The sequence below is a fragment of the Elusimicrobiota bacterium genome (assembly GCA_040757695.1).
Taxonomy (GTDB): Bacteria; Elusimicrobiota; UBA8919; order UBA8919; family UBA8919; genus JBFLWK01.
Map to the genome: position 1 here is coordinate 1 of JBFLWK010000070.1, position 12304 is coordinate 12304.

17 protein-coding genes are annotated in these 12304 nt (G+C 30.8%); all 17 read left to right on the top strand.

Features of this window, described 5'->3' with window-relative positions:
* A partial coding sequence (locus AB1349_10475) for a glycosyltransferase family 4 protein (protein MEW6557764.1) occupies positions 1-578 on the top strand: 578 nt, incomplete at its 5' end.
* Between the two features lie 92 nt (positions 579-670).
* Positions 671-1252 carry a glycosyltransferase gene (locus tag AB1349_10480; GenBank protein ID MEW6557765.1) on the top strand — a complete coding sequence of 194 codons (582 nt, stop codon included), beginning with the start codon at positions 671-673 and terminating at the stop codon, positions 1250-1252.
* Between the two features lie 188 nt (positions 1253-1440).
* Complete coding sequence (locus AB1349_10485; GenBank protein ID MEW6557766.1) at positions 1441-2466, top strand: O-antigen ligase family protein; 1026 nt, start codon at positions 1441-1443, stop codon at positions 2464-2466.
* Positions 2463-3263 (top strand): glycosyltransferase family 2 protein, encoded by an 801-nt coding sequence (locus tag AB1349_10490; GenBank protein ID MEW6557767.1) that lies wholly within the window; start codon positions 2463-2465, stop codon positions 3261-3263. Before AB1349_10485 ends, AB1349_10490 begins: the two co-directional genes overlap by 4 nt.
* On the top strand, positions 3264-4403 hold the full coding sequence (locus AB1349_10495) for a glycosyltransferase (protein ID MEW6557768.1): 1140 nt from the start codon (positions 3264-3266) through the stop codon (positions 4401-4403).
* Positions 4404-4407: 4 nt separating this feature from the next.
* Positions 4408-5139 carry an FkbM family methyltransferase gene (locus tag AB1349_10500; GenBank protein MEW6557769.1) on the top strand — a complete coding sequence of 244 codons (732 nt, stop codon included), beginning with the start codon at positions 4408-4410 and terminating at the stop codon, positions 5137-5139.
* Position 5140: 1 nt separating this feature from the next.
* Positions 5141-6124 carry an NAD(P)-dependent oxidoreductase gene (locus AB1349_10505; protein MEW6557770.1) on the top strand — a complete coding sequence of 328 codons (984 nt, stop codon included), beginning with the start codon at positions 5141-5143 and terminating at the stop codon, positions 6122-6124.
* Positions 6099-6848 carry a WecB/TagA/CpsF family glycosyltransferase gene (locus AB1349_10510; protein MEW6557771.1) on the top strand — a complete coding sequence of 250 codons (750 nt, stop codon included), beginning with the start codon at positions 6099-6101 and terminating at the stop codon, positions 6846-6848. Before AB1349_10505 ends, AB1349_10510 begins: the two co-directional genes overlap by 26 nt.
* A gap of 19 nt (positions 6849-6867) precedes the next feature.
* Entirely contained in the window at positions 6868-7845 is a 978-nt protein-coding gene (locus AB1349_10515; protein MEW6557772.1) for an NAD-dependent epimerase/dehydratase family protein, read from the top strand.
* A gap of 65 nt (positions 7846-7910) precedes the next feature.
* A complete protein-coding gene (locus AB1349_10520) occupies positions 7911-9317 on the top strand; it encodes an undecaprenyl-phosphate glucose phosphotransferase (protein ID MEW6557773.1) in 1407 nt (468 codons plus the stop codon).
* An 83-nt stretch (positions 9318-9400) separates the two neighbouring features.
* Positions 9401-9760 (top strand): four helix bundle protein, encoded by a 360-nt coding sequence (locus AB1349_10525; GenBank protein MEW6557774.1) that lies wholly within the window; start codon positions 9401-9403, stop codon positions 9758-9760.
* Positions 9761-9768: 8 nt separating this feature from the next.
* Complete coding sequence (locus AB1349_10530) at positions 9769-10488, top strand: YjbH domain-containing protein (GenBank protein ID MEW6557775.1); 720 nt, start codon at positions 9769-9771, stop codon at positions 10486-10488.
* 79 nt (positions 10489-10567) lie between these two features.
* Positions 10568-10792, top strand: a complete 225-nt coding sequence (locus AB1349_10535) for a hypothetical protein (GenBank protein MEW6557776.1) — start codon at positions 10568-10570, stop codon at positions 10790-10792.
* A 109-nt stretch (positions 10793-10901) separates the two neighbouring features.
* Complete coding sequence (locus AB1349_10540; protein MEW6557777.1) at positions 10902-11195, top strand: nucleotidyltransferase domain-containing protein; 294 nt, start codon at positions 10902-10904, stop codon at positions 11193-11195.
* Between the two features lie 59 nt (positions 11196-11254).
* Complete coding sequence (locus tag AB1349_10545; protein ID MEW6557778.1) at positions 11255-11395, top strand: hypothetical protein; 141 nt, start codon at positions 11255-11257, stop codon at positions 11393-11395.
* An 85-nt stretch (positions 11396-11480) separates the two neighbouring features.
* Positions 11481-11669 (top strand): hypothetical protein, encoded by a 189-nt coding sequence (locus tag AB1349_10550; GenBank protein ID MEW6557779.1) that lies wholly within the window; start codon positions 11481-11483, stop codon positions 11667-11669.
* A 139-nt stretch (positions 11670-11808) separates the two neighbouring features.
* Positions 11809-12304, top strand: a 496-nt coding sequence (locus AB1349_10555) for a Gfo/Idh/MocA family oxidoreductase (GenBank protein MEW6557780.1), incomplete at its 3' end; no start/stop codon positions are given.

The following is a 12304-nucleotide window of genomic DNA, read 5'->3' on the forward strand; positions in this document are numbered from 1 at the left end:
TGGGTATTCCAGAAAAACTTTTAAATATTAAAATTATTAATAATAAATCTAGTGAAAAAATAATTATTCTTTTTATTGGCCTATTAACAAAATCTAAAGGATTACATATTTTTCTTGAGATTGCCAAAAGATTCATGAATTATAACAACATATCTTTCATAGCCATTGGAAATCATGCTGATGATACAGATGAATTAATTAAAAATTTACCTATAAACGTCTTGATTAAACCGCAATTACATTATGAAGAATTGATTCAAAATATACTTAATGCGGATATTTTTTTATACCCCAGTTTGTTAGATGGATCAGCCCGCATTGTGATGGAGGTAATGGCTCTTGCAAAACCAGTTATCACAACACTAAATTCTGGAAGCGTTATTGAAGACGGCAAAGACGGTTTTATTTGTCAAACTGATGATATTATAGATTATGTCGATAGAATAAATTATTTAATTACTAATCCTAAAGAGAGTGAAATCCTCGGATTATCTGCACGCAAAAAAATTAAAGACAATTATTGCTCAATTAATTATAGAGAAAATATTATTCGTTTATATAGCGGAATTAGGATATAAATATTAATTCCTTTTTACCTAGTATACTACTTAGCTTAAAAGTTATTATGTATGCGAAATATTTGTGATATATATTAGTCTCAATTCAAATTTTGAAAAAATATCTTAATAATTATTCTCCTTCAAAATATCTAGTTAGGAAAAATTGTGGATTCTTATTTTCAGGTTTTATAAATAAAAGGGAAAGTGCTAACTTTTTAATTGAAGTTTTTGCAAAAGTCGCTTCTGAGAATGTTCAATTTACTTTGATTGGTAAAATAGATAGCACGTTCAATAAAAAGTATTGTGAAATGCTCAAAAATAAAAAGATACAACTTCTTAGTTCTATAACAAGAGATAAATTAGCTACGTTAATGCTAGAAAATGATGTTTTTATTTTCCAAACTTTGGCTGAAAGATCTGCAAGAGTAATTTTTAAAGCTATAGCTGCAGGGATGCCGATTATAACAACACCACAGGCTGATTCTGTAGTAAAAAATATGGCACATGGAATAATTATAGAACCGGGAAATGAAGAGAAACTTAAGGATGCATTGTACTTTTTTATTAACAATACAAATAAAATAAAAGAATTTGGAGAAAGCTCAAGAATTACTATTAAAGAAAATTATAATAGCACCGTTTATAAAAAGAAAATTATTAAATTATACAATTCAGTTTTGAATACGGAATGAGTTTGTCATATTTAAAATTCTTTTTATTAGGTTCTATTACGTGGTTTGAATATGTTTTATTGGGACGCATATATATTGGGGAGTTTGTTCTTTTATTTTTTGCTTTAAAATTTATTTTTTCCCGAATAAATTATCATATAAAGTCCAATAGAGGAATCAAAATTTTTATCTTCTTATGGGCCTTATATATGTTAAGTTTAATAATCTCTGATATTTATCGTGGTACAGATTTTTACGACTATGCACGTGGATGGAGCAGAGCTATATTCTTTATGTCAAATTTTTTAGGTTTATATCAGATAGGTATCCAAAGAATTAACAATTTACTTTATTGGTTTTTAGGAAGTGTTTTTTCGTTATTAATTATATATGTATTGAACAACGGATTACAATATTTCGCTTGGAAATTTGGTTTTGCCACACCAATAATTTTTTTTGCATTATATCTTATCATAAAAGCAAATGGAAAATATTCAACGATATTGTTAATAAGTCTTACTATACTAAATATTCTATTAGACTTTAGAAGTCTTGGTTTATTAATAATATTTACTTTATTATTTATTAAATTAAAAGAAAAATACGAATCGGTAGGGAAAGCAATTTATTTATTTAAACGTAATTTGGTTATAGCCACAACGGTGTTTCTATTTACATTTATATATATATTTTCTCAAAATTTAATTTCGATTGAAAACCCGAATAAACTAGTAGCGGATCGGAGAATAGGTGGTGATTCCTTCAGAATAGCTGGTTTGTTAGTAGGATTGAAAGCAATATCGGAATCGCCATTAATAGGATTAGGATCTTGGGCAAGAAGTGATAAATTATTTAGTGAATGGGTATATTTACAATATGAGTATGGAGGAAGTTGGACTCCGTCAGCTGGGCTTGATTATTTTTTCAATATGCCAGAAGCAAACAGTATTCAAGTCCACTCTCAAATTGTCCAAGCATGGATTGAAGCCGGAATATTTGGTTTTGTTTTTTTTGTTTTCCAAGCAACGTTTTTATTAACTTCACTAAGAGTCATATTTAGAAATCGATTCCAAGATAAAGTTTATATTTTAATTGTCTTCCTAATATTTAACACACTATGGGCTATTCTATTTTCTCCCTTTGGAGGTGGTGCACGCATTCTGAACGCACTAACCTTTGCATTTATTTTTATTTACTTTAATAATCACCACCGTTTAATGGAGCCAGCTAATTGAAGTTTTCAATTGTTACTATTTCTTATAATCAGGCACGATTTATAGAATCGGCGATAAAATCTGTTATTCAACAGAGAAGCAATATTAATTTAGAATATATAGTTGTAGATGCTAATAGTACCGATTCAAGTATAGATATAATTAAGAAATATGAAAATCAAATAGACAGATTTATTTCTGAGCCAGATTTAGGTCCAGCAGATGGACTGAACAAGGGGTTTTCTTATGCTACTGGGGATATTTGGGGATATTTAAATGCAGACGATATTTTAGAACCCGGTGCACTGAAAAGAATTGAAAAATATTTTTCTGAATTCCCACAAGCTGACATTATAGCGGGACATTGCCATATCATTGATCAACAAGGTAAAAAATTACAAAAATGTTTTTCTCATTATATGACACCTTTAAAATATTTAAGACGTCATGCTGTTTTAATTCAACAATCTACTTTTTTTAGAAGAACAATTTTTGAAAAAGTTGGAGGCTTCAATGTGAATAATGATATAGCCTGGGATGGTGAACTTATATTTGAAATGCTAAAAAATAGAGCCAAATTAAAAATTGTTAACGATATTTTAAGTTCATTTAGGTTACATCCGGATTCCATCTCCGGCAAAAAATCTTATTCTCCCAAACTTGACAAGTTTTATTTAAGACTTTACGAAAAAAATAAGTTTACTAAAAAAAATAATTTGATAAATTATTTATTTTATATTTTACATTGGTTAACACAACCATCCGTACTGTACCAAAGATTAATAGACCAATTACAACATCCTAAAAGAATAATTTGAATGAAAGTATTGCATGTGATCCAGAGCTTGGATCCTAATCTTGGAGGTTTGCCAACCGCTCTCAAAGGCTTAATAGCATTGGAGAATGAAATTCAAGTTAACCACGACATACTTTCAAGCCATTCAAACTTTGAAGAAGCGGATTTTTATAATACTGGTTTTTTTTTGTTTAAGAAAAGTTTTCCTAAAAGATTTAACAGGTCAAAAGGAGCAATTCAATTTTTAAAGAAAAACATTTGTGAATATGATCTATTAGTCGTACATAGTGTGTGGACCCTTATTGGCTATGCTTCTGCAAAAATTGCAAAGGAAAATAATATTCCGTATATACTTTGGCCACACGGTTCTTTAGACCCATTCGATTTAAAAAAAAAATCAATATTAAAAAAATTATTGGGCCCAATATTTATTAAATCACTTCTAGATTATGCAACCGCAATATGTTGTACTTCACAAAAAGAAATTGAAAAATTAGAAACGTACAATTCTGATGCTGCTATAAATGTTTTACCTTTACCAATAATAATTGATCAAATTGAAGGTTCTAGAGAAAGATTTCGTAAAAAATATAATTATCAAGAAGGTGATTTTGTTTTGCTATTTATTTCTCGTATTAATTATAAAAAAGGATTAAATATAATTGTTGAGGGATTTTCAAGGATTCATGAGGAGTTCCCTTTTCTAAAACTGTTTATCGCTGGTAGCGGAGACAAAGATTATTTGAATAAACTACATAGTTGGATTAAATTTTATAATTTACAAAATAAGGTCATTTATTCAGGAATGGTATTGCAACAAGAAAAGGCTGATGCCTTTCTTGGAGGGGATCTTTTTGTATTACCTTCTATGAATGAAAATTTTGGATTAGCAATTTTTGAAGCACTTTATTATGGATTGCCGGTACTAATTAGTAAAAATGTATATTTGTGGCAGGACATTGTAGAAAATGGTGGCGGACTAGCTTGTGATTATTCTGTAGAAAGCTTTTGTGAAAAAATAAAAGAGTTCCTTTATGATAGAAATGAGTATTTACGGATGAAAAAGAAAAGCACTATGCTTGCAAAAGAATACTTACCAACCAATCTTGCAAGTAACTATAAGCTATTCTATTCTAAAATATTAACTCATAATATGAAGTAAAATTTTGAAGGCCATTAAAAATTTCATCAGGTTTTTTATAAATCCACAGGTTATAAGTTGTTTATTAAAAAAACAACCAGTGTCACTTTCCTCTTTTAGAAATGTTGAAAACTTAAAAAAATATTTTAAAGAGATAAATACAATATTAGATGTTGGAGCAAATAAAGGCCAGTTTGCATTAGCGGCTAGTTGTTATTATCCGAATTCAAATATTTATTCATTTGAACCCTCAGAATTAACTTATCAGCATCTTCTGAAAAACATGGGCGCAAAAAAAAATATTAAGCTTTTTAACTTTGGCTTAGGCGATATTAATGGTGAGCTTGAATTTTATGAAAATTCTTTTGATCAAATAAGCTCATTTTCGAAAATAAATTTTAAAAATAATAACACGATATATAAGAAATCGAAAATACTTGTAGGCAAGGCATTAATTAAAAAATTAGATGATATATTTAATTCTCTGAATATTGAATACCCTATTTTATTAAAACTAGATGTTCAGGGATTAGAAGATAAGGTATTAAAAGGTGCATTAAAAACGTTAAAAAATATTGATTATATATTATTAGAGCTAGCATTTGAAAAGTTATATGAAGATCAATTGTTGTTTCATGATATGAATAGATACTTAAATGCTTTAGGCTATAATCTAATAGCACCAGTCGGATTTAATTATGGTGATGATAATAGGATTATTGAAATAGATGCACTATTTAAAAGGATCGAAAAATAAGATGACATCAAATAAAATTAGAATATTAGTAACAGGGGGTTCTGGTTTTATAGGTACAAATTTAATTGAAAAATTTTTATACGATAATTACGAAGTATTAAATATTGATATTTCCGAGCCAAAAAATAAATTGCATTTTAAGTTCTGGAAACAATGTGATATTAGAAATAAAAAAAATCTTTTTGGTGCAATTCTTGATTTCTCACCACATTATACGGTACACTTAGCTGCGAGGACAGATTTAAATGGTACTTGCCTTGAAGACTATGATACAAATACTACTGGCATTAAAAATATGATTGAAGCCTTGAACGAAATTAAATCATTAAAACGGGTGATTTTTGTTTCTTCGATGTATGTTTGTCAACCTGGGTACATGCCTAAAAGTTATGATGATTTTACACCACATACACTTTATGGGGAAAGTAAAGCTATTGGTGAAATGATAGTTCAGAATTCAATCCAGAATTATGAATGGTTAATTGTACGACCGTCATCTATCTGGGGTCCTTGGTTTGGTGAACCATATGCCCTTTTTTTTAGATTATTAAAGAAGAGAGCTTTTTTTCATATCAGTTCAAAAGTATGTACTAAAACTTATGGATATATCGATAATACTATTTACCAAATTGAACAATTATTACTTACTAATGAACTGGTCATAAAAAAAATATTTTATCTAGGAGACTATGAGCCGTATAATATTAAAGAGTGGGCTGATGAGATTGCGGCTCAGTACAATTATCGAATTAAAACTATCCCTTATATTTTTTTAAAGATATTAGCAATTGCGGGAGACATCTTGAAAAGATTTGGTATTGACTTCCCGATGACTTCATTTCGTTTAAGAAATATGACAATAGATAATATATGTGACTTATCTTTAATAAAAGCTTTAGTCCCGGATTTGCCAGTAACAAGAATTGATGGAATTAAAAAAACAATCAGTTGGTTAAATTATGATCCGAAAGATTATAAAAAATAGAGAATACTTTTTTTGGAATGAAATAAAATTTATTAATAAAAAGAATATTTCATTCCCAAATGATGTTTTAAAAGCTAAACTTGTAATGGCACCAGCAGCACCGGCTTTAGTTGAAAATTATGACAATCAATCTTATTATGAATCTCTTAGAGAGTCAGATTTTTCAATTATTGACAGCTCATTTTTTGCACTCCTTTGCAGGACAAAATTCATTAAAGTATATAAATATAGTGGTTATAGACTCATTCAGGATTTTATAGACTACCTAAATAGAGAAAAGCAGACAATTTTTTTTATTGACCCAAATGAAAATTCTACTGTACTAAATAGAACATTTATCCTAAATAATACAAAAATTGATGAGGATAATTTCCATAATTATATCGCTCCCTTTTACGATTGTCACAGTAAAATATATGATGCTAAATTGTTAGAAAAATTAGAATTCATTAAACCACGAATTATTATTATTGGTATTGCAGGAGGCAAACAAGAATTACTTGGAAATTATTTAAAGAAAAATCTGACTTTTACTACAACTATTCTTTGCACAGGAGCGGCACTTGCTTTTTTTACAGGAGAGCAAGCTAAAATAAATTATAAAATAGACAAATATTATCTTGGTTGGTTATTTAGAATTCTAAGTAATCGTAAAGTTTTTTTACCTAGATATTTAAGGGCATTTAAATTCATTCCAATTTTTTATCGTCATAAATTATCATAATATTCAATAGGATAAAATCATGAATACAGCATTAGTTCTTGGCGCGGGCGGATTCATTGGTGGACATCTTGTTAAAAGATTAAAAGAGAAAGGATACTGGGTAAGAGGGGTTGATTTAAAACATCATGAATTTACGCCATTACCAGCTGATGAATTTATCATCGGTGATCTTAGGAATAAAGAAATAGTAAAAGGAATACTAGATCGTCCTTTTGATGAAGTTTATCAGCTTGCTGCTGATATGGGCGGTGCAGGCTATATCTTTACCGGCGAGCATGATGCGGATGTAATGCATAATTCGGCGACAATTAATTTGAATATATTGCACTATGGGCAAAAAGCGGAAATAAAAAAAATCTTTTATTCATCATCAGCTTGCATTTATCCAGAATATAATCAGATGGACCCGGATAATCCGAAATGTTCAGAAGAATCCGCTTATCCAGCCGCTCCAGATAGTGAATATGGTTGGGAGAAGCTCTTTAGTGAAAGGTTATATTTTTCATTCAAAAGAAATTATGGAATGAATGTTAAGGTCGCCAGATTTCATAATATCTTTGGTCCAGAAGGATCATGGAATAACGGTAAAGAAAAAGCTCCGGCTGCAATCTGCCGCAAAGTAGCTGAGGCACAAAATGGTGGAGAGATTGAAATATGGGGTGATGGTAAACAGACAAGGTCTTTTCTCTATATTGATGAGTGTTTAACAGCAATTAGAAAACTGATGGACTCAAATACGTTTGATGGTCCTGTCAATATCGGTTCTGAAGAAATGGTTACAATAAACCGTCTTGCTGAGATTGTTATGTCAATTGCAGGCAAAGAATTATTGATAAAAAATATATCTGGTCCATTAGGTGTTAGAGGTAGGAATTCAGATAATAAACTTATCAAAGAAAAACTCGGCTGGTCTCCATCAAGTCCGTTAAGGGCAGGACTTGAAAAAACGTATAGATGGATTGAAGAGCAGGTAAAGAATGATAAAAAAAAGTATTGAGTATCAAGTTCTTTTATTACCAGTCTCTTATCGATCCTAAGCAGTAACACCTCACACAAACTATTATGTTGACAAACCGAACTTATCTTCATTTTTTCAGACAATTTTTCGATTATGCGTGTATAATATTTATATTCCTTCTTGACAGTATAATATCTACAGGTAGAGAAGAGATATTATATACGCATAAAGTTAATGAAATCTTACTCTTGTTATTACTTCTTTTCACATGGTTTATTTCTACTCATTCAACAAACTTATATGATGAATTCAGGTCGCGGAATTTTTCATTTGAATTAGTTGTGCTGATAAAAAATATCTTAGTACAAATATTAGTATCGATAGTGCTTATTTTTTTAATTAAAGAGATAACCTTCTCACGATTATTTGTCCTATACAATGGATTATTCTTGTTTCTGTTTCTTATAACAGAAAAATTTTTATTTAGTAAGGTTTTAGATAGTTTAAGAAAAAGGGGGAGAAATATACGTTCTATTTTGATTATAGGTGCGGGGGATGTTGGAAAGAAATTTTTTTATACAATAAAAGATAATCCTCATTTCGGTTATAAAGTAGTAGGATTTTTAGATGATTTTGAGATACCGATGCATGAGAGTAAGTATTTAGGTCAGGTAAGTAAATTAAGCGAGGTATTAGAAAAATATAACATTGATAATGTAATAGTAGCTCTACCGAACTATGCTACAGAGAAGCTTCTAGAAGTTATACACACATGTGAAGTTAGCGGAAAAAACGTAAGGATAATTCCGGATTATTTCAGGTTTGCGTCGTCAAAATATAACATCACCATGTTCGGGAAATTTCCAGTAATTGCAATTAAAAGCGAAAAAATTGATCAATTCCATTGGCGTTTTTGGAAACGTCTTTTTGATATTGCTTTTAGTCTTGGGATATTTATTTTCATATTGTCATGGTTATACCCGTTAATTGCATTATTAATTAAACTTGATTCCAAAGGTCCGGCAGTTTTTAAGCAGGAAAGGTGGGGAAGAGACAAGAAAATATTTACTGTATTTAAATTCAGAAGCATGATTTGCACTTCGAAGGACTATGATAAAAATGGTAAATTTTTACAGGCAAAACCGAATGATCCCCGTATGACCAGATTAGGGAGATTCCTTAGAAGTTCTAATATTGATGAACTTCCGCAGTTCTTAAATGTTCTTAAGGGGGAGATGTCTGTTGTAGGTCCACGCCCACATGCTATCCGTCATAATCTTGAAACTAAGGACTTAATCCCACATTATATGCTGCGCCATCAAGTAAAACCAGGAATAACCGGGTGGGCACAAGTTAATGGTTACCGTGGTGAAACATCGGATATTACTTTAATGGAAAAAAGAGTTGAATATGATTTGTGGTATATTGAAAATTGGTCTTTACTACTTGATATACAAATAATATTTCTAACAATTTGGCTACTAATTAAAGGTGACAAAAACGCGTACTGAGTTGAGAAAGACTAGTGCAGAGGGCAGAGAGTAGGGTGCAGAGAGCGAAGAGCAGAGTGCAGAGAGCATAGGGCATAGAGTGAATGGCTAAGTTTAGATTTCAAGATTTACAAATATGGAAAGAAGCTATTGATATTGCAGATAAACTTTGTGATATCGCAGATAACCTGGAACAGAAAAAACTATATAGATTTTCTGAACAGTTAAGAGGTGCTGCAATGTCGATGAGCAATAACATAGCAGAGGGCTCAGGGTCAAATTCAAGAAAAGAGTTTTTTCAATTTCTAAATATCAGTAGAAGATCAACCTTTGAAAATGCCAATATTTTAATTATTCTTAATCGAAGAAACCTTATTGAAGAAAATAAAATGAATTTACTACTAGAACAATTAGATATTTTATGTCGTAAAATTACTAACTTTCAAAAATCACTCAACAATTAATTACAACTATGCTCTCTGCTCTTAGCCCTAAGCTGGTTATAGTTTTAATAATATTTTATGTATATAACTCAACACCCGCCCAAACCCTTGAAGGCACAACTGGACTATTCTTCATTCCAACTGCCGAGATGCAGAAAGACGGAACAGTTTTAATAGGAACAAATTTTGTTAGCAAGGAGTTAGTATCATTCAGCGGTTATGAAAGAGATGCTCTTACCCCTTATTTAACATTTACTTTTCTTCCGTTTGTAGAATTTAATATTAAAATTACTCGACTTATTAACACTAATGTTTCAACGCAGGGTATTGGCGATAGAACCTTCAGCGGAAGAATAAGAATAATTGAAGAAAAGGAAATTATACCGGCTATAGTAGTAGGATTACATGATGCGTTAACGGTTTTTGGTGGGACTGAGGCAATTCATAATAATGCTTTATATTTAGTTGGGACAAAGAATTTCAATATACCGTCAAACATTTTAAACAATTTTTCTATTCATGCCGGTTATGGTTTAGATATTCTACAAGCACATACGTATAATTTTGTAGGTTTGTTTGGAGGTCTATCAATTAATTTTTTTAATTCATTAGAATTAATGATGGAATATGATGGAGAGCGTCCAAACGGCGGATTTCGAATCAAAGTCTTAAACCATATTAAACTTCTTGCCGGATTGATGGATAAAAAATATTTTTCAGGTGGAGCAGCGGTTAGTTTTAGATTGTGAGTGTGCTTCGACTTCGCTCAGCACAAGTAGGAAGGATGAGAGTGATGAGATATGAGTGGATACATGGATGCATGATTGAATGGGTGCATTGGTTGCATGGATGAATGGAAAACTTGCCAGCCGTAGGCTGGATGGAAGAATGGAATGGTGGAATGAATGCATGAATGGTGGTCCCGTATTGAAAAAGAAAATGGTAACGGGATTTCGTCCCGATATTTTTCAAGAAAATGAGATTCGGGACTCAAAATGTTGTTGCTTCGGCAAGCTCAGCGCAAGTAGGAAGGATAAGAGTGAAGAGAGATGAGTGAAGGTATGATTGCATGAATGAATGGATGGCAGCATGGATGAATTTAAAGATTTTATTAGTTTATGTTTATTGTTATTTTATATTAGATAATTAGAGAAAACAAACGATGAGACTAAAGAAACAAGAAATTGAATCGATAAAAAAAATTACGGTGGAATGTTTTGGTGCAGATGCTAAAGTATTCTTATTCGGCTCAAGAACTAATGATTCTAAAAGAGGCGGTGATATTGATTTATATATTGAAACTAAAACGAATAAAGATATTTTGCAAAAGAAACTTAGAATGCTAAAATCTCTTAGTAATCAACTTGGTGAACAAAAATTCGACATTGTTATAAATAATTTTAGAACAAATAAATTAATCTATACAATCGCTCAAACTGAAGGTATAGCTTTGTGAAAAAAGAGAGTTACATTTTACGTTCTGTTATTAATGAATGTAAAAAACACAATGCGAGAATGAACAGCGCATACTTAAAGATTGTTTCTGCTTTACCATTCACACCGGTAAAAATTGCAGAATTGACAGATGATGAGATTGAACACATTGACCAGTTTATATACAGGGCACCTCTAAAAACTATTTTTTTAAATAAATAGAACGCTGATAAACGCGGATAAAACGGATTTTCGCAGATCACATTTGAGTTTTTAGAGATACCCTATATTTAATAGGCTAGAGCAGTTGGAAATAATTGAGGATTATAATTTATGGAAAGAACTACGTGATTTAAGAAACGAACTTTCGCATGATTATGAAGAAGATAATACTGAAACGTCTGAAAAATTAAATTTACTTTTTGATCGGAAAAAAGAATTAGAAAAATATTTGAACGATATCTTGGATTATCTTTCTCAAAAAAATCTTCCCTAATAATTTCATTTCCAGGTGAGCAAAAATACTAATCGATAGAAGATAAATTAATTGTAAGGTGCTTCGACTGTCGCTCAGCACTAAGTTGGAATATTGGAATGATTGGGAATAATAAAAAAATGATTGTTAAAGGTTTGGGATGAAGAATTTTGCACTTACCGGTGTTGCCGGTTATATAGCTCCAAGACATTTAAAAGCAATTAAAGAGACGGGAAATAATTTGATTGCCGCTATGGATCCGCATGATTCAGTTGGAATACTCGATCAGTATTTCCCTGATTCTGCATTCTTTACCGAGTTCGAGCGGTTTGATCGGCATATCGAGATGCTTAAAAGAAAAGATAAAAATTTTAATCTCGATTATCTTTCAATATGTTCTCCTAATAATCTTCATGATGCACATATACGTTTTGCACTTCGTACCGGTGCGGATGCAATTTGTGAAAAGCCATTAGTTCTAAATCCGTGGAATCTAGATGCTTTAGAATTATTAGAGAAAGAATACGGAAAAAAGGTATATACTGTTCTGCAGCTTAGGGTACATCCATCACTAATTGCTTTGAAAGAGAAAATAATCTCAATTAAAAATGAAAAATTAAAAATTAAAAATTCAGAATCTGCCAAAAAGACTCGCC